17 protein-coding genes and 1 pseudogene are annotated in these 19763 nt (G+C 53.0%); 11 read left to right on the top strand and 7 right to left on the bottom strand.

The window, feature by feature from the left end:
- Positions 1-303: 303 nt before the first annotated feature.
- From WHS46_11975 to WHS46_11965, 3 genes are all read left to right on the top strand, one after another.
- Positions 304-498 (top strand): ferredoxin, encoded by a 195-nt coding sequence (locus WHS46_11975; GenBank protein MEJ5349392.1) that lies wholly within the window; start codon positions 304-306, stop codon positions 496-498.
- A 97-nt stretch (positions 499-595) separates the two neighbouring features.
- Entirely contained in the window at positions 596-1774 is a 1179-nt protein-coding gene (locus WHS46_11970) for an FprA family A-type flavoprotein (GenBank protein MEJ5349391.1), read from the top strand.
- A 40-nt stretch (positions 1775-1814) separates the two neighbouring features.
- The gene (locus tag WHS46_11965) at positions 1815-2369 is read left to right on the top strand and encodes a hemerythrin domain-containing protein (GenBank protein ID MEJ5349390.1); all 555 of its coding nucleotides are present in this window, start codon (positions 1815-1817) and stop codon (positions 2367-2369) included.
- An 879-nt stretch (positions 2370-3248) separates the two neighbouring features.
- On the opposite strand, the gene WHS46_11960 is transcribed toward WHS46_11965, so the two are convergent.
- On the bottom strand, positions 3249-3623 hold the full coding sequence (locus tag WHS46_11960) for a cyclic nucleotide-binding domain-containing protein (protein ID MEJ5349389.1): 375 nt from the start codon (positions 3621-3623) through the stop codon (positions 3249-3251).
- Between the two features lie 1816 nt (positions 3624-5439).
- On the opposite strand from WHS46_11960, the gene WHS46_11955 reads away from it, so the two are divergent.
- From WHS46_11955 to WHS46_11930, 6 genes and pseudogenes are all read left to right on the top strand, one after another.
- A complete protein-coding gene (locus WHS46_11955; protein MEJ5349388.1) occupies positions 5440-5658 on the top strand; it encodes a hypothetical protein in 219 nt (72 codons plus the stop codon).
- A 217-nt stretch (positions 5659-5875) separates the two neighbouring features.
- Positions 5876-6001, top strand: a complete 126-nt coding sequence (locus tag WHS46_11950) for a hypothetical protein (GenBank protein MEJ5349387.1) — start codon at positions 5876-5878, stop codon at positions 5999-6001.
- A gap of 47 nt (positions 6002-6048) precedes the next feature.
- The gene (locus WHS46_11945) at positions 6049-6516 is read left to right on the top strand and encodes a TRAP transporter small permease subunit (GenBank protein MEJ5349386.1); all 468 of its coding nucleotides are present in this window, start codon (positions 6049-6051) and stop codon (positions 6514-6516) included.
- Positions 6513-6776: a TRAP transporter large permease subunit gene (locus tag WHS46_11940; protein ID MEJ5349385.1), complete on the top strand. Its 264-nt coding sequence runs from the start codon at positions 6513-6515 to the stop codon at positions 6774-6776. The genes WHS46_11945 and WHS46_11940 overlap by 4 nt, the downstream gene beginning before the upstream one ends.
- A gap of 188 nt (positions 6777-6964) precedes the next feature.
- A pseudogene (locus WHS46_11935) lies at positions 6965-7828 on the top strand (TRAP transporter large permease subunit).
- A gap of 51 nt (positions 7829-7879) precedes the next feature.
- Positions 7880-9355: a hypothetical protein gene (locus WHS46_11930; GenBank protein MEJ5349384.1), complete on the top strand. Its 1476-nt coding sequence runs from the start codon at positions 7880-7882 to the stop codon at positions 9353-9355.
- 314 nt (positions 9356-9669) lie between these two features.
- On the opposite strand, the gene WHS46_11925 is transcribed toward WHS46_11930, so the two are convergent.
- Positions 9670-10299 carry a hypothetical protein gene (locus tag WHS46_11925; GenBank protein ID MEJ5349383.1) on the bottom strand — a complete coding sequence of 210 codons (630 nt, stop codon included), beginning with the start codon at positions 10297-10299 and terminating at the stop codon, positions 9670-9672.
- An 83-nt stretch (positions 10300-10382) separates the two neighbouring features.
- On the opposite strand from WHS46_11925, the gene WHS46_11920 reads away from it, so the two are divergent.
- Positions 10383-11135, top strand: coding sequence for a hypothetical protein (locus WHS46_11920; GenBank protein ID MEJ5349382.1), 753 nt, complete (start codon positions 10383-10385; stop codon positions 11133-11135).
- A 69-nt stretch (positions 11136-11204) separates the two neighbouring features.
- On the opposite strand, the gene WHS46_11915 is transcribed toward WHS46_11920, so the two are convergent.
- From WHS46_11915 to WHS46_11900, 4 genes are read right to left on the bottom strand one after another with little or no spacing between them, the layout of a single operon-like run.
- Entirely contained in the window at positions 11205-11504 is a 300-nt protein-coding gene (locus WHS46_11915) for a PG0541 family transporter-associated protein (protein ID MEJ5349381.1), read from the bottom strand.
- A gap of 10 nt (positions 11505-11514) precedes the next feature.
- Positions 11515-14643: an efflux RND transporter permease subunit gene (locus WHS46_11910; GenBank protein ID MEJ5349380.1), complete on the bottom strand. Its 3129-nt coding sequence runs from the start codon at positions 14641-14643 to the stop codon at positions 11515-11517.
- 52 nt (positions 14644-14695) lie between these two features.
- The gene (locus tag WHS46_11905; protein ID MEJ5349379.1) at positions 14696-15838 is read right to left on the bottom strand and encodes an efflux RND transporter periplasmic adaptor subunit; all 1143 of its coding nucleotides are present in this window, start codon (positions 15836-15838) and stop codon (positions 14696-14698) included.
- Positions 15828-17216: a TolC family protein gene (locus tag WHS46_11900; GenBank protein ID MEJ5349378.1), complete on the bottom strand. Its 1389-nt coding sequence runs from the start codon at positions 17214-17216 to the stop codon at positions 15828-15830. Before WHS46_11900 ends, WHS46_11905 begins: the two co-directional genes overlap by 11 nt.
- A gap of 1163 nt (positions 17217-18379) precedes the next feature.
- Here WHS46_11900 and WHS46_11895 point away from each other — a divergent pair.
- Complete coding sequence (locus tag WHS46_11895) at positions 18380-19279, top strand: TIGR01777 family oxidoreductase (GenBank protein ID MEJ5349377.1); 900 nt, start codon at positions 18380-18382, stop codon at positions 19277-19279.
- A gap of 54 nt (positions 19280-19333) precedes the next feature.
- Here WHS46_11895 and WHS46_11890 read toward each other — a convergent pair whose 3' ends face one another.
- Positions 19334-19699: a hypothetical protein gene (locus WHS46_11890; protein ID MEJ5349376.1), complete on the bottom strand. Its 366-nt coding sequence runs from the start codon at positions 19697-19699 to the stop codon at positions 19334-19336.
- Between the last annotated feature and the right edge of the window lie 64 nt (positions 19700-19763).

The following is a 19763-nucleotide window of genomic DNA, read 5'->3' as shown; positions in this document are numbered from 1 at the left end:
TTTCTGGATTCGTTTCCAGCTCGGGTCCGCGGCACATTTTGGGCATCAGGTTTCCCGAAAGAGCGCAAGGTTCAGCGATTTTTCACATGTGAACCACAGATTTATTGAGGATTTAATGTGAATATGAATTTCCATCTCAGAGCCTTAGAGCCCCTCAGGTTTCCTTGAGAGCCGAGAAAAACTTCTCTAGAAAATCTTTGTAAATCTTGATCTTGTTCCAAGAGGGCTTATATGATTACCGCAGTGAATAAACATTCACATACGTCTCTTTCGGTTGAGGGAGTCAAGAAAAGGAGGTGCAAGGTGGAAAAGCGAATCGTTCTGGATGAGGAATGCTGTTTGGGTTGCGGCACTTGCGTGGAACTCTGCCCCAAAGTGTTTGCCATGCATACAGAAGAGGAGAAGGCTTACGTACTGAGTGAGGTCGCAGGCGATGAGGAATGCATCGAAGAAGCGATGGCATCCTGCCCGGCCGAATGCATCTCCTGGGAAAACTGATTCACGCAAGAAGATGGGAACGGCGCTCGGCCCACAACTAAAGCGCCGAGTGCGACACCACAGTATTGTTCCACAACGAAGGGTAAAGGACCTGCATATGGAGCCAAGAAAAGTTACCGATAGCGTTTTCTGGGTGGGAGCGGTGGATTGGGATCGGCGTCTTTTTGATTCATTGATCCCGCTACCCGACGGCACTTCCTATAATGCTTACCTGGTTCGAGGAAGCGAAAAAACGGCTCTTTTGGACAGCGTCGATCCCTACATGGCTCCCAAACTGCTCGCTCAGCTAGACGGAATCCGGGATCTGGATTTCATCATCTCGCACCATGCTGAACAGGATCACTCGGGAACCATCCCGCTCGTCTTAGAGCGCTTCCCAAACGCGAAGGTGATCTGTACTCCCAAGGCCAAGGGCATGCTGGTAGACCTGCTCCACCTGCGGGAAAACGTGTTCGTGACGGTGGAGGACGGCAAAACCCTCAGCCTGGGGGATCGCACCTTACGGTTCCTGCACACCCCCTGGGTGCACTGGCCGGAAACAATGGTAACGTTTTTGGAGGAGGAAGGTATCCTATTCAGCTGTGACTTTTTCGGGTCTCACATCGCCTCCAGCGATCTTTTCGTGGTCGATAAAGGCCGGGTTCTGGAGCTATGCAAAAGGTATTTCGGCGAGATTATGATGCCGCATCGCTCGGTGATCGCAAAGAACCTGGCAAAGCTCAAAGCCTTAAACATCCGTATGATTGCCCCAAGCCATGGTCAAATCCATGAGGATGCTTTTTCGATTCTGGAAGCCTACGAAACTTGGATTTCCGAAGATCCAAGGAGTCTGGTTGTCCTTCCCTTCGTGTCCATGCATGACAGCACAAGGCTTATGGTGGACCGCTTCATTTCCTCTTTGATCGCTCGAGACGTTTCCGTGGAACCCTTCAACCTGACCGTCGTGGACATTGGAAAGCTCGCCGTGACCCTGGTGGACGCGGCGACTATCGTTCTGGCTACGCCGACGGTTCTGGGTGGTCCCCACCCGTTGGCCGTCTACGCGGCATTCCTTGCCAACGCCCTTCGACCCAAAGCGAAATTTCTCTCCGTAATCGGTTCCTACGGATGGGGCGGGATGACTGTAAAAGTCTTGTCTGGCATGCTCACCAACTTGAAGGCGGAGGTTCTGGATCCTGTGCTTTGCAAGGGATTGCCCACCAAGGAAGATTTCGAGGCTCTGGACCGGCTGGCTGCCACCATTGCGTCGAAGCATCGCGAAAACGGATTTCCCTGAACGTTGTGGGCGTCGAAACACCTCGTGAGGAGGCATGGTCATGAAAGCAATCGATGAATTGAAAAGGGAACACCAGAGTATCAAGGGCACGCTTGAGATCCTGAAGGTGCTCAGCGAAAAGATCGGCCGAAGGGAAAACGTTCCTGAAAGGGATGTGCAGGGTGTACTAGAATTCCTGAAGGTTTTTGTGGACCGTTGTCATCACGGAAAAGAAGAGGATTTTCTCTTTCGAGCCTTGGAATCGGTCGGCGTGCTCCGCGAGGGCGGTCCCATCGGTGTTATGCTGGCCGAACATGAGAAAGGCAGAGCCCTTGTGGCTAGGCTCGAAGAGGCTACGGCCCTTTTGCGGGCGGGAGATCCCGAGGCACATTCAAGAGTTGAGGAGATCGCAAACCAATACGGTGAACTTTTGAGGACCCACATCGACAAAGAGGACAACGTCCTGTTTCCTATGGCCGAGTCTCACCTGGAGCCTTGGTCGGACAATGACCTCCTACAGGCCTTTGAGCGGCTTGAGCAGGAACGCATCGGCCACGGAAAACATGAAGAGTTTCACCGCCTGATGGAGCGTCTCGAAAAAGAATATCTTCATTGAGCCCCAAACCGATCCCTGAGTGACAACGCTGCACGGAGCTGAACCCCGAAGTGTTTGAGGCGGCAAATCTGAACCAGGTCGATCCACTCACCACGATCCGACCATTCAGACACAACGCAGCCTCTCCCAGTAATGGGAAATTCAGAGATCCTCGTCGGTGCAATTGGATCAGGACGTCCGAGCATTTTCGGCGTCTGTGAACCTTAGGAAGCATGGCACAGGTCTGATGTTCAGAAAAACCGATCGCTCGCCTCTAAAAACGAAGCACGGGTGTCATGAGTCAATGTTCATTCCATTGTAAACCTGGACTTTACGGGCAAGTCACACCGCAAGGCTCCAACGCGTGGTCGGGGCTCTGTGTGCCTTGTCTTTTTCATTTGAGGTTCCCGTGCGCGGTTCAAGCCTAAGCCTAAAATTCCTTGTTCGCCCTTTGCTGGGCTGGCGACTCGTATGGATCGGGGACCTGAGGGTGAAAGCCCAAAGCGTCATGGAATGCACTGGGGGCTTTTCCCGGAATACCGTTTTTGGCATTCTTGGGAATGCTAAGTGCTTGAAATTGCGTTGTCTAGAATGGGTAATTCTGAGTTTTCGGACAAGGTCCTAAGACAAAGGTTCCGCGCAGACAAGGAGTCTTCGGCCTTCAATAGAGATCCGCCGGCTTTTGCGAAGCTCTCCCATGGCCCGCGTGATACTCACCCGGTGCGCTCCCACAAGGAAACTAAGGTCCTCGTGGGTGAGCGGGAAATGGATAACGTGGCCCTTTGCCATGCGCTTTCCGTGCTCTTTGGCCACGGCGACCAAGATCCGATAGAGGCGCTCTTCAAGATTGGAAAAGGAGAAACTCTCAGCTCGATCCGTCAACAGATGTATTCTAGTGCTTTAGTTTTGAATCACCTGAAGCCCCACGTCAGGGCGCTCTCTCACCAGAGCCTCGAAGCGTTTCCTGGAAATCCCGCGGATGAGAGTGCGTTCCATGCAGACAGCACTCACTGGGTAATCCGCTTCTTCGGACAGCATCTGCTCGCCGAGAAAATCTCCCGGTTTGCGCAAGTCCAAGGTGATTTCGTGGCCGTCTTCCTGCACTTTGGTAAGCCTGACCCGCCCGGCCTTGATCAGGAACATGCGGTCCGCCCGGTGCGCTTGGGACACAGAAGGGGGTCTGCTCGCACCCCCTCCAGGAAGCCTCACTTCTTCTCCTTCTTTTCCTTGGTCTCTTCCTCGACCAGCACCCCTTTTCTGCCATACAGATCGCATCGACCGTCCTCGGTGATACACGTTTGACGCGACGCCTCACCTCCGTAGATTCCGCATTTCGGCATAAGTCATCACCTCCCTTCACTCCCCCTTTCCCACATGCTCTTTTAGAACCCTACGGGATCGACATCCATCTTTCTCTAGCGGATGCTACAGAAGGCCTTTTTGGGGACAGAAGACCAGGGCGGCTTCGTTCATCGATCCAAACTTTCCCTATCAGATGATTCGTCAGCTTCCGGGCAACCCTACCTTCCGGTCTGAAGCCTTTTCGTTCATGATCTCCGAAAAGCTAAAGGAGGCTATCAATGAACCAAGGGGGCGGTAAGTACGAGAGCGAACATTAGGAACAATAGCCTAGGCGGATTGTCTCTTGGCATGTCAGCGGGCTCAGTAACCCTGTAGTAGGGCGGATGAAGCGAAGCGAAATCCGCCTCTGTATCCGTAGTATCCGTAGGGCGAATGAAGCGAAGCGAAATCCGCCACATCCTCTCCTGCCAAGCAAAATCCGCCACATCCCGTCGAGCGAACCCGAAATCCTCGTTCTACGGAAGTTCTTGCGCGGGGGAGGAACACATCCATAATGCTTCCCTGCGCCTTTTATGTCCTCCTGGCATCGGAGGTCACCGATCTTACAAATGTGGGTTAAGAATTCCTTGACTTCCAAACCCAATCCGCCAAGGGAAAAACCGGTCGTACCGAGGTGTCCTTGGGCTGCCTTCAGCGGCTCTAGGCCGTTGGAAATAAAGCTTACAGCCAGGAATTGAGCCCCGAGGATTTCTATGCCTTCCGCAAGGAGAGGGCCTTTTCCGAGTTCGAACGCTTTCGTCACGGGCGCGCTGCGGCATCTGTGGCACCCGAAGTCCCGCCCAAGAGCCATCTGGGTAAAGCCGTGGGCTATTTCTTGAATGGCTGGAAGAAAATCGTTCGGTATCTGGAACATTCCTCCATCACCCCGAACAACAACCGGATCGAAAACGAGATCGGCCCCTGGCCCTGGATCGGAAAAACCGGCTCTTTGCCGGAGATCCCAACGGGGCGCACACGGCGGCAAGATCCTTGGCCCTCACCAGCGCGGCCAAGGTCCTCGGGTTGAACCCCAGCCGTTATCTGCATTTTCTTCTTGACCATGTCCCCCTGGCGGAAACGGAAGAGAATTGGCGCCGGCTGCTTCCTCAAAACGTCACGGCGTAGGATCCGGCCCCCTATGCCACAGGAACCTCTCCACGGTGTCTCTTACCGACGGATAGTCGCAGTAAAGCCACGCGGGTTGTCTCTCGCAACCCCCTTCTCTTCAACGGCGTCCACCAGCATTCCGAGCTTGCCAGGATGGAACGCCTTCTGCAAATCCAGAAACCTCTCGCCCATGCCATGAATTTTGCCACGCAGACCAGAGATGCTGCTCGTTGCGGGGCACTTTCCCATTATGAGTCCCCATGGGTCCCGCAACCTCGAGCCGGCTATCCAGTTCCAAGCCGCCCTTTTGTTGGACTCTTCCCCGATAGATAAGGAATTAGCCTGAATCATCGACCTTGCTTAGATCACATCCCGTGCGCAACCACTATGGGCTATTCTGACTGATCCGGGAAGGCGCGGTTCCCCGAAAGCTTACCTTTTGGCTCAAAGCCCGACGACAGTGTGGAAAATCAACCCGCAGGGCTCGATCCGAATCATCGTCGCTGCTTCAGGACTCTCAACGCGATCCCCAAAGAGCTTCCCCATCATCCCAATAAACCATCTGTGCCACCCAGTCAGTGAGATGAAGGAGGTGTGTCGAACGACTAGGTTGACATTCTGCGTCCAACAGGAAACCTATGAAATGAGGAAGCTTACCGTATCAGACCCGGCAAAGGGACGGCTCTATGTTCGTACCGCAGGCAAGCCCAGGAAATGTTTTAACGTAGGCTTCTTTATCGACACCTTTCGAGCCTTTGAAACCAATCCCATCAACATGAACTGGGGCGAAGCTCAAACCGCGTTTCAGCAAGGGACCGTGGACGGCCAAGAAAACCCTGCGAATGACGTCATTATTCCTTAACAGCTCTGGCAAGTGCATAAATACATCAGCATTTGGCACTACGCTATCGATCCGCTCATTCCAGGTGCCAGAGAAGAAACATGGAAAACGTTCTGTCCGGAAGATCAGGCCATTGTGAACCAAGCCGCCCTGGACGCCTATGTTAGGGGAGATTCAACAACCACGTCAGGGTCTTGAGGGTGACACGGCAGGTTTGCAGCTCTTGCGGCAAAACGGCATGGAGGTCACAGTATTCACACCCGAGATGCGCGCCGCGGTCCGTGAAAAAACCCGAGCCGTCTATAACGAATGGAAAGAAATGATCGGAACCGATCTGGTCACTCAGGCGGAAAAACTTCTCTGACGCTAGGAATGAACGCAGGAAAAGCATCCCAAAAGATGCTTCGCTGAATGATTGTCTGGCTTCGCGATCATTTTGAGGAAGCCGCCTGTGCGCTATTCCTGCTGGTGATGGCCATAATCGCTTTTGTCAATGTGGTTCTTCGCTACAGCACCAATTACTCCTTTGCCTTTATCTCAGAAGTGGAAGTGAGCGCTCTGGTTTATCTGACCGTGTTTGGGGCCGCCGCTGCCTTTCGCAAAGGACTGCATCTTGGGCTTCATTTCATTTTCGTGCGCTTTCCTCGATTCCTGCGACATGCGGTGCTCGTCCTCTCCATGACCCTGGTTTTCATCGTCTTCGGCAATCTAACCTACTACTGCATTTTGCAGATTCGTGAGGAAGCCGTTCTGTCGATCACTTCCTATGCCATGCAGGTCCCTCGATGGATTTATACCTTGGCGGTTTCCATCGGCGGCGTGTTCATCATGCTAGGGGCTTTGGAACGCACTCGTGTCCTCTGGCGTGATGAAGGGTGATCTACGCCATCGCTTTGGAATGGGGTTCCTCTGATAGATTCGGCAATATGGCTTTTTTCTCTTTCCTGACGCTGCATTTTCTGGGAGTTCCCATTGCAGTGGCTCTGAAAAGAGTGACTATCCTGAGCCTTGGACATTTCCAGCTGGGTATTCCGGTGGTTTCTTCCAATTTCTATGCGGGCATCGCCAAGTATCCCCTTTTGGCTGTTCCCTTTTTCATTTTGGCCGGCATGATTTTAGAGCATTGCTGTGTCTCCTGACGTTTGGTTCATCTGGCTAGTCTCGTTGAGGGCATTTCCCGGCGGATTGGTCGTTGTATCAATCTTTGTCTATGTGTGTTTTTGGGCGGCGTCAGTGGTTCCGGCCCAGCGGATGCCGCCGCCATGGGAGCGGTGCTTATCCCTGCCATGGCTCGAAAAAATTACGCTAAAGATTTTTCAGTGCGGCCCTGATCGCTGCTGGAGGTTCCGCAGCCATAGTGGTGCCTCACAGCATCGCTTTCATCCTTTACGGGGTGATCACTACCACGTCGGTTCCAGCCCTTTTTGCGGCAGGCATCTTCCCCGGTATCCTCGCCGGTCTTTCCCTGATTTGGCCCGCTTATTGGATTTTAGAGCACAGAGGCTACATGGGTGAAAAACGTGGAAGTTTGAAGGAAGTGGCTGCCGTTTTTAGGGACGCTTTTTGGGGCCTTCTGGACCCGTTGGTGATTTTGGGTGGCATTAACGGGGGATCTTCACGGCTACGGAAGCTGCCATTGTTGCCGTGTTTTATTGTGGTCCTTTTAGGTCTTGTCGTTTATCGAACTTTGAACCTTCAAAGCTTTTGTCAGATCCTCGTCGATGCCTCCATTTCTTTAGTACTTCCAACTGTCGCCTTAGGCGGGTTGTACAGTTGGGCGGGAGCCACCCTTGGTGTTATGGAAAAAGTCGCCGGTTCCCTCCTCCATGTGTGCTTGCAACCTGGTGTTGTTTTGCTGCACGTCAATGTTCTCATTTTCATAGCAGGCATGCTCTAGGATGCCATTTCCATCTATTATGTGTTCTAGCCCATTCTGATGCCAATCATGTCTCATTTTGGTTGGGATCCTCTGTGGTTCATCGTCGTCATCACACTGAACCTGGCCATAAGGCAGTTTACGCCTCCTGTGGCCGTGGTTCTCTGTGTGACTCCAAACTTTGCCGGTGTTTCCCTGGAAAAAGCATCCCTGGCCACTTTGCCTTTCATTGCAGCCATGGTATCAACGCTCTTGTTAGCGACCGTGTTTCCGGCCTTGAGCCTCTGGCTGCCGAAATTGTGGTGGCTTTACTGACCCGATATAATTTAGGCGGTGTGCCTAAGAGCATGTCAAAAGGAAATCCCCATGTCCGGCTTTCAAGTGCCTCGGGAACGTATTCACCTTGTCAATCAACATCCTGTGAACCCTCAAGGGGATTATGTGCTCTACTGGATGACGGCCTACCGGCGTCTTTCCTGGAATTTTGCTTTGGACCGGTCCGTTCAGTGGGCTTTGGAACTGCAAAAGCCTCTGGTCATTCTCGAAGCCTTGCGTTTGGATTACCCCTGGGCTTGTGAGCGTTTTCATACCTTTATCCTCGAAGGGATGCGAGAAAATGAAGCGCAAAGCCGAAACACGGCGGTGACCTATTATGCCTACGTGGAAAAATCCAACGGGGAGGGAAAGGGGTTGCTCACCGCTTTGGGACATCGTGCCTGTGTTGTGATTACGGACGATTTTCCCGCCTTTTTCATCCCTTTCATGATTGAAGCCGCAGGCCGAAAACTGACGGTGCTTTTGGAAAAAGTCGATTCCAACGGACTTCTTCCTCTCAACAGTCCCGGCAGGGCTTTTCCATCGGCTTATGCTTTTCGACGTTACCTTCAAAGCGTCCTGAGAAATCATCTGGACCAGAAACCGACGAAAAATCCCTTGGAACAATTACCCTATACCGCAGACAGGGTGGCTCTTGAGGACATCTTTCAAAAGTGGCCACTCTGCACGGAAAAAGAGCTCCTCCGCCCTTTGGATCTGCTCGCCGCCCTTCCCGTGAATCATCACGTGGGTGCCTGTGCAACCCGGGGAGGCACAACAGCGGGTCAAAAACGCCTGAGACAGTTCCTTGAACATCTATTGTCTCGCTATGCGGAAGAACGTAATCATCCGGATGAAGAGGTCACCAGTGGGCTTTCTCCCTACCTGCATTTCGGGCACCTGAGTGTTCACGAAGTATTTGAGGCAGTCTGTAGCCATGAAGGTTGGTCTTCTGAGAGGCTGGGCACCAAGGCCACCGGATCCCGTTCCGGGTGGTGGGGGATGAGCGAAGGGGCGGAAGCCTTTCTGGACCAGCTGATCACATGGCGGGAGCTGGGATTCAATATGTGCCGCTATCATGACGACTACGACACCTATGCGTCCCTGCCTTCCTGGGCCCGGGAAACCTTGGAAGCCCATGCTAAAGATACCAGACCTTACGTCTATATGCTTGAGGACTTTGAAAGAGCCGAAACCCATGATCCTCTATGGAATGCCGCCCAAAGGCAGCTTGTCACCGAAGGGCGAATCCACAATTACCTTCGCATGTTATGGGGAAAAAAGATTCTCCACTGGAGCCGTTCCCCTCAGGAAGCTCTTGAGATCATGATTGAATTGAACAACAAATATGCGTTGGACGGCCGGGATCCCAATTCATACACGGGCATCTTTTGGGTTCTCGGACGCTACGACAGACCTTGGGGCCCCGAACGCCCTGTGTTTGGAAAGATTCGTTACATGTCCTCAGAAAACACGGCTCGCAAGGTTCGCCTGGAAAACTACCTGGCACGATACGCGAGCATGTGAAACGGGCGCTAGGCCAAAGTTTTTGTTTCGCAGTAGGCTGCGCAAGCCGAAAGCCATTCCCTCTGAAGCTTGTGGAAGAATTTATAGAACTTAAGTCTTGGACGGATTTTCAAGGTGGGGGCGAGGAAGCGCCTCGCACCCATCAGGCCAAAAACGGTGTTTTTTCTTGGAGCTCTGGCCTTTTGGGCCCGCCTTTTGTTCAGGCGGGACGCCTACGCTCCCAGCGGAAAAATGGCTTGGGACGTAGGGGCACGGCACGCCGTGCCCCTACGTTGTGACAAGGAATGGCTGATCCTAAATTGTCGAACAAGCTCCTAAGCGGATCCATCCGCCAAGCGAAATTCCACGTAGGAACACCTGTGGATTGGGCTAAGCTCAAGGTTCTCAAAGGATACCTCTTCTCGGTTCAGCCATACCCTTGTGGGTTTCGCTCTTTCGGAATACTTCCAGGTCCTCAGGCACTGCAGCGCATCGTCTTTTTCCAAAAGAATACCCTTTCGAAGCAAGATCGGTCCAAGATCCTCAATGAGCCGGTTGAAGAGTTTGACCCGCACAAGAATCGGTCCGGACGCCTTTGGTGAAGTTTCAAAGCTCGTGGTCTTGCAACCGTGACGCAAGACCGCCAAGGGGCTGTTTCTTCGAAGAATGGCCCCCGCCAGCCCAGGCATGGGTCCGGAAAGGGCCAGAACGTCCCCATCGCAAAGAAAAGCCGATTCCATATCGTCCAAGGGTGTGCCGTTCAGAAAAACGGTCCCGAGTTTTTCATCGAGGCTTTCTGGATCGAGCCCCCATTCTTGGGTCAGAAGAAGACCTACGGTGGACTCCGCGGGGAGAAGAACCCACACGCCGGACTGAAACCAAGGAAACAAAACGCCGAGAACATTCCCGCCTTCAAATTCCAAGCAGCCTATGGTGTCCGTTTCCATTTTCTGCGCGAAGGGCATGACTTTCCTTTCTCGACCATGTTATGCAGCTGCACGTGCTCGGCCCATACCGTGCAGTGACTTTAAGCACCAAGGAGCGTCCCATGACCCAAATTTTCGGCTATCATACAGCACATACAATCCTTTTAGCTACAGACAGTTTGGCTCTCTGCCCTGACACTCAGGGTGGCTGGGATCGAAAGACAGTGCGCAAGTTCGTCCATCTATCTCCATCGGTCCTTGTGATCGCAGGAGGATCCGGCGTCGGCCTCGCCTTAAGCCATCAATTCGCCGATGCCGTACGTTCCCAGGGTCTTTGGGACGTGGAAAGCATCTTTCCCAAAGCGCTGCCTTTTGCCAGAGCCCAAGCGCCTCTGGTGCGTCAGCACTTGGGGTTTTTGAACAGTTCCAAGGATCCCGATCTCGAACGTTTTTACATCCTTCTAGCGGGTATCTCCTTAAGATCCGATCCACCCACCGCCCACTGGATGCTTCTGGGGGCCGAATCCCATGAAGCACCCGTGGAGCGTCTCCCTGTTGGATCCGCACTGGCCATTCCTCGACACATGGGATTTGAAGTGCGGGCAAGCCGTCTTTCGGAAACCCCGGAAGATCTCGTCACGGTGCAAAATCTCATGGAAGATCTGTTGCGACGCCGCGCCCACCAAACCCAAGACGCCCTTCCACCTTTTTTCCTGATTCGAATGGATGAAACAGGCATCAAGGAACAACAATTCCATTTAGATGAGGTACGGGGCGCACACGCCGGGGCGCCCCTACAGGACATGATGGCCGTTGATCCCCAAGTGTTCACCTGCACCCCAAAAGCCTTAGGGGCCAAGACAGCGTTGACGTGAGCATGCAGATGCGCTCGAGCCATCCAGGCACCGTGAGGCGCTTCCGTGCTCGTTGATGGTCGCGTTCCTTTATGCCTCATCGGTAAGACGTTGTGCCGAAGTCACAAAAATCTCCATCCCTCGTCCTCCAAGCTTTTTCCGCAATTCCAGCAGAGCCGCCCTCAAACGACGACTTTGCTCGTCCGGAACGATCACCACCGCGGCACCGTTGTACCCAGGCCACACCGCATTATCCATCTTGGGCTCCGCGTGAGGACCTTTGCCCAACACTCGATCCCATTTGGTAAACCCCGTCACGCAACAATGCTCCAGGGTTTCCGTCACATCCTCATCATAGGAGGCGTCGTAAAAAATCCAATACATGTCCATGAATTCACCTCTATGCTCCGCCGGTGCGTGCCGCCTTGAAGGCCTGTCGGCGTTTTTCCAGAAGATAATAAAAAGTCGGCACCAAAATAAGGGAGACCGTGCTTGAAAGGGTCAGCCCCCCCAACATAGTGATCCCTAGAGGGTTCCATGTTTCCGCCCCTACACTGCGCGAAACGGCCATGGGTAACATACCGAAAAAGGTGGTCATCGTGGTCATAAGCACCGGACGCAGGCGGGTGCGTCCTGCCTGCGTCACCGCTTCAAAAAGCATCAAGCCTCTCTTTTCCAGAAGATGCGTATAGTCCAAAAGGACAATGGCGTTATTGACCACAATGCCTACCAACATCACGACACCCATGAAGGAGACCACGCCCAGGGTCGTCCCTGTGAGGTAAAAAGCATACAGGACCCCGCTAATGGCAAAAGGTACCGAAAACATGATGATCAGAGGATCCCTCAGGTTGCCGAAAAGAGAAGCCATCACCATGTACACCAACACAATGCCTAAAATGAAAAGAACGCTCAGTTCCCTGAACGCTTTCTGCTGCTCTTCCACATCGCCTCCAAAAGACACGCTCACCCCTTCTGGAATGTCCAAGGCCGCAAGACGTTCCCGAATCTCGGCACTGGCGGATCCTAAGGATCGACCGAAAAGATCCGCTTCCACGCGAACGATCTTTTGCCTGTTCTTGCGCTCGATCTCAATGGGTCCTGAACCTTCGCGCAATGTCACAAAATTTTTAAGCTGCACCATGCGCCCGTCCGGCAAGGGCACAGGAGAACGCAAAAGATTTTCCAACCGATCTTTGTCTTCTTCCTTCAGTCGTGTAAATATGTCGAAACTATCCCCTGCATCCCGATACTGACTGGCTTCCTTGCCGTAAAAAAAGTTTCGAAGCACCGCGGCTACCTGGGCGACGCGTAGGCCGAGCGCCGCAGCTTTTTCTCGATCGATGATCACCCATAATTCGGGACGCGGTGGCTTCTGACTGATTTCCACATCCACAAGGCCGGGCATGGAAAGAAAGACTCTTTCCACACGCTGGGCCGTATCCATCAAAACATCCATGTCCGCTCCCTGGATTTCTAGGGACACGGCTTTGCCACGACCTTTGAGGATCTGCGCGATGGGATCCTGAGCACTGACCATGATCCGGCTGATGCCGGGAATCTTTTGCACTTCTTGACGAAGAAGCGCTGCGATTTCCTGGGCGCTACGATCCCTCTTGTCCCGATCCACGAGCTTAAATCCAATGGAACCTGTGTTGGCCCCTTCCTCAAATCCCAAAGCCACTCCGATACCTTCCTCGGACTGCCCCGCAAAGGCGTAGGAATGGCGAAATTCCTCAGGCTTCACCACTCGATCGATGTTTTCCAAAATCGCGTCCACGACACGATTGGTTTCTTCTACACGTGTGCCTTCCGGAAGCCGAAAATCTATAAGAATATCCCCACTGTCCACTTCCGGCATGAAAGACGTGGAAAGAAACGGCACCAAGGAAAGGCTGCTCAAAAAGATGGCAAAAGCCAAAAAGAGCGTGGTCTTTCCATGTTGCAGAGCCCACCGTAAGGTCCATTCATAGCTGCGTTCCAAAGCCTGAAAGGCGGACTCGCTCCAGTGATACAGCTTTCCCAACATCCCTGTATGGCGTTCCGGCAAAAAATACCTTCGATGCAACCATTGGGAACTGAGCATGGGCGTGAGCGTGAGAGCCGTCACCAGGGACGCTCCCAAAGTGACCACCACCGTAAAACCCAATTGCTTAAAAAGAATCCCAGGCAATCCCGTCAGAAACATGAGGGGGACAAAGACCACCACCGTGGTCAAGGTGGATGCGGTGATGGCCAAACCCATTTCACTGGCTCCGAACATGGCCGCCGATGTTCTTCGGCTACCCCGCTCCATGTAACGAACAATGTTTTCCAAAACCACGATCCCATTGTCCACCACCATACCGGAAGCAATGGCCAGGGACATGAGGGAAATCAAATTGATCGTATAACCGAATAAAAACAAAAAGATAAAAGAAAGAATCAGCGAAAAGGGAATGCTCAAAGCGATAATGAGCGCCGAACGAATCTGACGAAGAAAAATCAATGTGACTAGAATCACCAAGGCGATACCGTAGAACAGAGTGACACGAAGGTTCTTGATGGAGGTGAGAATATTTTCGGCCATTTCCATGACAATGTGAATGCGTACATCGCTGGGCAGACTCTTTTGGATTTCTTCTATCTTGGCGCGCACACGGCGGGAAACTTCCACCGTGTTTTCACCTGTTTGTTTTTGCAGAATAAGCACAATGGCAGGCTTTCCATCCCCCCAACCGTTCAGTTCCATGGGTTTAAAGTCGTCTTCCACTCGCGCGATATCACGGAGATACACAGGACGACCCTCATAAAAACCCACCACCGTGTTTTCCATCTCATGAACATCGGCAAATCGTGCGGGAACCCGCACGAAATATTCTTTTTGGCCGGCTTTGATGGCTCCGGCCGGAACATTGACATTTTCCGCCGCCAGCACACGGTTGACCTGTTCTAGAGACAGCCGGTATCCTTCGACTTTTTCGAGGTCGAAATAAACATTGATACGGCGCCGCAAACCTCCGTAGAGCTGAATGGCTCCAACGCCCGGAACCCTTTTCAGTTCATCGGAAATACGTTTGTCGACCAGGTGGTACAAACGAGGCCAGCTGCTTTCGCCCGTCACCGTGATAAAGAAAATAGGCGCCGTAGCGCTGCTGAATTTATAAAGCATGGGGGCTTCCACATCGGCGGGCAGATCCCTTTTGGCCCTTTCCAGCCAGTCTCGTATATCATTGGTGGCTACAGAAAGATCGGTTCCCCAGTCGAAACGACAGACCACCACGGAAAGGTTGTCCAGGGATTTGGAGGTTAAAGTGTCCAGGTTATTGACGGCGTTGACTTGGTCTTCGATGACCTTGGTCACCTCGGTTTCCACATCAGAGGCGCTGGCTCCTGGCCATGTGGTCAGAATGCTCACCACGGGAGGACTGATGTCCGGAAACATATCCACACTGAGGCGAAACAGGGACATGATGCCCAGCAAAAGGCCTGCGGAGAGCATCATCAAGGTGGCCACAGGTTGGCGCACGGCGAATTCGGGCAGTCGCATGAGAAACCCTTTTCAGCTTCCTTAAAACATCTTGAGTCGCTTGCTTGAGCCTTTACGATGAGGCCTTTGTCGCAACCATTTCCACCGGGGATCCATCCACAACACGGTTTTGACCCCGCACAATCACTTGGTCGTGCAGCCGAAGCCCTTCGACGACTTCTACATAGGTTTCTTGTTCCACCCCAAGACGCACATTACGTAACCGTGCCCTTCCATCTTCCACGACAAACACATAGGGCTGTCCTGTTCCTGGAACGCGCACCAGAGCGTCACGGTCCACCACCAGGGTTTCACGGGTCTTTAGAGGCAACGTCACATGGGCAAACATACCGGATCGCAAAACCAGTTCGGGATTGGGCACATGGAGCTCGGCCAGAGCCGTGCGGGTGCGAGGATCCAGGACCGGAGAAAGAACGGCCACCGTTCCTTCAAAGGTTCGATCGGGAAAGGCATCCGAGCGGCACAAGCCTTTCATGCCTGGACTTATGAGGGGGAAATCCTTTTCAGGCACATGAAAGACGACCTTGAGAACGGTTTCATTGGTAATACGGACGATGGGCTTCTTGACATCGGAAAGATTCCCCGGGTCCACATAGCGTTCGGCCAGTATGCCGCTCAAAGGCGCGTGCAGAAAAAAATCCCCATGGATCTCTTCAAGGGCTTTTCGAGCGGCTTGAGCTTCGTCGAGCCGCGCGCGGGCCGCTCGGTATTCCGCTTGAATATGGTCCAACCTCTGCTTGGCCACGGCGTTTTGACGATACAAGTTTTCCAATCTGGCCTTGTCTTTTTCCAGCAGTTCCAGCTGAGTGCGCGCCGCGTGCACAGCCGCTTCAGCCTGTCGAAGCCTGGCCGCCACTTCGGCATCATCCAGGCGCACAACCAGAGCACCTTTGGGAACTAGTTGACCGCGTTCAAAAAAGACCTCCAGAATTTTCTTTCCAGGCACGGCCGGGTAAAGATACACATCTTGCAACGGCACAAGGTCTCCGGTGGTTTTGAGGAATTCCTCCACCAGAGCGTTTCGCGCCTCTCGAACTTCCACAGGCACCACCACCTGAAGTTCCCTGGTTTCCGAAGATCGTGTGCGAAACCGCATCACGTTAAAGGCACTGACCATCAAAAGGACCGCTGCCACGGCGAACACAATCCATCTGGCCTTGTGTCCCGCTGCCTGCTCTAAGGACCTATCTCCCATCTTTATCCCCCTCATCCAGAGCACGGAATCCGACAGCCCGATCCAGTTCCGCTTGAGCGATGCGGCGTCCATAATGAGCCGCATAGAAATTGGCCTCCGCCTGCGTCAGGTAAGTTCTGGCATCCAGGACTTCGGTGACGGTGGTCACTTGTTGTTGATACTGTAAACGCGTGATTCTGAGATTTTCCTTGGCCTGTTCCAGAGCCTTTTGAGCCGTTTGAATATTTTCTTCCGCAACCTGGACATCAGCCAAGGCAGCTTTCACTTCCAAGGCCACACTGGTTTCAATATCCGCCAGTTTTTCTTGCAGAGCCGCAAGGGTATGGCGTTGCCGACGAACCTGAGCCAGACTTCGACCCCATTCAAAGACAGACCAGTCCATGCGTACTCCGACGGCAGCCGTTTCCGGATTTCGATAATCGTTTTCTTCCCCTAACGGATCCTTGCCTGTGCGTTCGTAGGCTCCCACCGCATAGAGTTTGGGATAAAGCTCGCTGGCTGCCATTCGAACACTTTCTTTGGCCTTTTCCACTTCAAGCCTTAGAAGGCTCAGTTCGGGCCGTGTTCTCAAGGCTTCTGCAATCAGAGCCTCCAAAGAGAGGGCCTGTGGCTGAAAAGAAGCCGCCTCTTGCAGCCGAAGCGGCCGGGACAAGTCTCGACCCAGAAGCCGGTTCAAGTCCGCCGAAGCCACCTCCAGGTCTTTTTGTCGCCGCACAAGCACCTGTTGGGCTTGAGCCAAAGCCACCTTGGATTTCAACACATCGTTATAAGGGATAAGCCCCTGATCATAAAAGCGCTGCGCATCTTTAAGGTGAGCTGTCAGCAGATCCACTTCCTCTCGAGCCACGTCAAGGTAGCGTTGTGCCAAAAGCACTCGGTAATACGCGGTCTTGACATGCTTGATGACATCCAGAATTGCCGCTTCCTTTCGAACCTGAGAGACCGCCACATCCAAACCGGCGATCTTTTTCTTGGTGGAAAGAGCAAATCCGGTAAAAAGAGGTTGGGTCAAGGTCACGTCCCACGTGTAGGTTCCTCGATGACCCATATTGACTTGCTGAACCCCTAGATTGGTTCGAAAGATAGCGTAAGGGTGATCTTCAAGGCGAAAGTACTGGTAGTGTGTGGAGAGAGACGGCTTCATGGCCGCCTGAGCACTTTGCTCTTCGTTCATGGCCGCCTTTTCCAATTCCTCGGCTTCTCGAATCAGGTGGTGGTTCGCCAAGGCTTCCTGCAAAGCATCCTTAAGGGACAGGACTTCTCCTAGAGTCGCTTCAGAGCCGGCAGCCGCAGGAATCCAACCGCTCTGAAACACGACGGCGGGCAGACACAATAAGGTTAGGAAGAGTTTTGCGATACGCCGTTTAAGAGACCTCATGGGTTTCCTCATCCCTCCGTTGCTGAAGCCATGTTCGGCGCCAAAAACTATATAAACCCCTTGGAAGCTTGTCCGAAAACCGGCAGTACCAAGGTCTTTAATGGGGTTTCAAGTAAGGACTGAGCGGCGCCTCGCCATTACAACCCCGAAACCGGGCTATTGACTGCTTCTGCGGACCTCCGGCCCGCCATCTGAACCGAGCGGGCGCCTGCGCTCCCAGGGGGAAACCGTTCTCGGACAAGCCCCCAAGAATCCGACACCCCCTTCACTCTTTCGTTCAACCCCACGTCATGCCCCTTACGGCGTCCATCGATCCGTGTCGCCGCTAAGGCCGCTCCCCTGGGTATCAATCGTGCCAATGTAACCACAAAATGATACTTGTCCAAGATATTTTCATGCTGTTCCTGGAAACGAAAGAGCTGCAAACCGGGATGAAAGGCTTTCGACATTTTTTCTTTGACGAAGTCCTCGCGATTGTGTAAAAAGGCGCGATACGTTGATGCGGCTAAGATCGACCCGAACGGGCATGGGATTGCACGGCATGAAACAAAAATTTCGGTGCCTTCCTTTTTCTGCTCAAAAAACTCTTGACCTCTTTGCCGACCTAAGTTATCTACCCGCGCCTTTCCAAAGGGCGAAGTTATGACCGGAACCATGGAGGGTTTTATGGACATGGCGTGCTGGGCCATCGCCGCTGCAGGTTTTCTTCTTTTAGGCATGTTGTGCAAGAGTTCCACCAACAGGTAAACAATTTCTCATGCGCGTGTATCACATTCCAACGAATGAGGGCTAATCCTTGAAGTTTCACAGGAGGTTGCCATGACGCGACCGTCAACGCAAAGGTGCGTCCCTTCGACGCCCCAGCCGACTCCCAACCCTGTCAAGTGCAAAGAAGGCAAAGGATTGCGCAATTTTGACTGTCTGCACTATGACGACTGCCTGGATAAGGCCGCAAAAGGGATGTGGAGCGGCTTTACGTGCGAAAAGTGCGCTTACTTTCAGTAAGTCTGAAAGACGCCGCAAACAAACCCGCCTTTTCACCGGGCGGGTTTTTTTGTGTCTTTCCTTCTTTGTCGGCCTTGGAACCCCAAGGGTTCTAGGTTATTGTGGTTCTCAAAACCATAGAGGCGCCATCGCCCAATCCATAAGACGAGGAGCACGCCATGAAGGTTCTGATAACCGGAGCTTCAGGGTTTGTGGGCACTCAGTTGTGTCATCGATTGGTGGAACGTGGTCATCAGGTCACAGGCGTGGCCCAGGGGCCTCGGCCGAACGCTCTGCCCCCCGAGGTGGACTACATTTCGGCAGATACCACTCAGGCAGGATCATGGCAAGAAGCCGTCGCTCCCCAGGATATCCTGATCAATTTGGCCGGAGCCTCCATCTTTCGGCGCTGGACACCCAATTCTAAAAAGATCATTTACAATTCCCGCATTCTCACCACTCGAAATCTGGTTCAGGCCATTCCCGATGGGACCTCCCTGACCCTGCTGAGCACGTCCGCGGTAGGTTACTACGGCCCCAGAGGGGATGCCAGCCTGACGGAAGACGAGCCCCCCGGTTCGGATTTTTTGGCATCCCTTTGCGTGGACTGGGAGGCGGCTGCCTTAGCAGCGCGATCCAAAGGAGCCCGTGTGGTATGTCCACGATTCGGCATCGTGTTGGGCAAAACGGGAGGCGCTTTGGGGCAGATGATTCCGGCTTTCAAAAGGTTCGTCGGGGGGCCTTTAGGCGACGGACGCCAATGGTTTTCCTGGATTCACATGGAAGACCTCATCGGTGCCATGTTGTTTGTCATGGAAAATAAAGCCGTTGAAGGGCCTGTGAATTTTTGTGCTCCCAACCCTGTCCGTAACGAAACCTTGGCCCACGTTCTTGGAAAACTGCTTCATCGACCCAGCTTTCTTAGAACCCCCGCCTTTGCTCTCAAGCTGGCTTTGGGTGAATTCGGCTCCGTGCTGCTCGAAGGCCAAAGAGTCTTTCCCTCCGTGCTTCTGCGTCACGGTTATGTTTTCCGTTATCCAGAAATCGAGCAAGCCCTCAAGGAAGTTTTAGGAATCTAAAGAAAGGCGCCGTTCTTTTTTCAGGACGGCGCCGAACAATGCTTTCTACACGGTTCATTCCCCTGTCCGGTGATAGGCTTTGATCAGCGTATAATCCACCTTGTACTTGATAGGTTTAACCTTTTCCGATTCCATGTCGGCCATCAATTGGTCCTTGTTGGCCCTCAGGAAAGCGGCTTCTTTGTGGGCTCGGGCCGCACACTCTTGCAACCGGGGACCTGCGCACGTTTCATAGGATGCTTTTCTTTCACAATTTTCAAGACGACTTTCTATGCATTGGTCATAATAGTTTTTAGCCTCCGATTCTTCCCCCAGCGCAACCGGGGTACTTATCCCGATGACAAGCCAAAACAGCCCGATGATACAAGGTGTTTTAACGATCATCCCCATCAGCCAGCTGATATCAAGTTTTTGCTTCATGGCTTCCTCCAAGATTTGGGTTTCGGTGATGGATCTTCAGAAATCTTTGGTCTTTGGGATGATC

It is taken from the genome of Desulfosoma sp. (assembly GCA_037481875.1).
GTDB lineage: Bacteria > Desulfobacterota > Syntrophobacteria > Syntrophobacterales > DSM-9756 > Desulfosoma.
The sequence above is the reverse complement of the archived record's forward strand: the minus strand, read 5'-3'. Positions and strand labels throughout refer to the sequence as shown.

Excerpts from the sequence above, each read along its gene's own strand:
- WHS46_11970 (MEJ5349391.1), top strand. The coding sequence starts at position 596 with ATGGAGCCAAGAAAAGTTACCGATAGCGTTTTCTGGGTGGGAGCGGTG.
- WHS46_11965 (MEJ5349390.1), top strand. The coding sequence starts at position 1,815 with ATGAAAGCAATCGATGAATTGAAAAGGGAACACCAGAGTATCAAGGGC.
- WHS46_11960 (MEJ5349389.1), bottom strand. The coding sequence starts at position 3,623 with ATGCGATCTGTATGGCAGAAAAGGGGTGCTGGTCGAGGAAGAGACCAA.
- WHS46_11955 (MEJ5349388.1), top strand. The coding sequence starts at position 5,440 with ATGAGGAAGCTTACCGTATCAGACCCGGCAAAGGGACGGCTCTATGTT.
- WHS46_11950 (MEJ5349387.1), top strand. The coding sequence starts at position 5,876 with ATGGAGGTCACAGTATTCACACCCGAGATGCGCGCCGCGGTCCGTGAA.
- WHS46_11945 (MEJ5349386.1), top strand. The coding sequence starts at position 6,049 with ATGATTGTCTGGCTTCGCGATCATTTTGAGGAAGCCGCCTGTGCGCTA.
- WHS46_11930 (MEJ5349384.1), top strand. The coding sequence starts at position 7,880 with ATGTCCGGCTTTCAAGTGCCTCGGGAACGTATTCACCTTGTCAATCAA.
- WHS46_11925 (MEJ5349383.1), bottom strand. The coding sequence starts at position 10,299 with ATGCCCTTCGCGCAGAAAATGGAAACGGACACCATAGGCTGCTTGGAA.
- WHS46_11920 (MEJ5349382.1), top strand. The coding sequence starts at position 10,383 with ATGACCCAAATTTTCGGCTATCATACAGCACATACAATCCTTTTAGCT.
- WHS46_11915 (MEJ5349381.1), bottom strand. The coding sequence starts at position 11,504 with ATGGACATGTATTGGATTTTTTACGACGCCTCCTATGATGAGGATGTG.
- WHS46_11910 (MEJ5349380.1), bottom strand. The coding sequence starts at position 14,643 with ATGCGACTGCCCGAATTCGCCGTGCGCCAACCTGTGGCCACCTTGATG.
- WHS46_11905 (MEJ5349379.1), bottom strand. The coding sequence starts at position 15,838 with ATGGGAGATAGGTCCTTAGAGCAGGCAGCGGGACACAAGGCCAGATGG.
- WHS46_11900 (MEJ5349378.1), bottom strand. The coding sequence starts at position 17,216 with ATGAGGTCTCTTAAACGGCGTATCGCAAAACTCTTCCTAACCTTATTG.
- WHS46_11895 (MEJ5349377.1), top strand. The coding sequence starts at position 18,380 with ATGAAGGTTCTGATAACCGGAGCTTCAGGGTTTGTGGGCACTCAGTTG.
- WHS46_11890 (MEJ5349376.1), bottom strand. The coding sequence starts at position 19,699 with ATGAAGCAAAAACTTGATATCAGCTGGCTGATGGGGATGATCGTTAAA.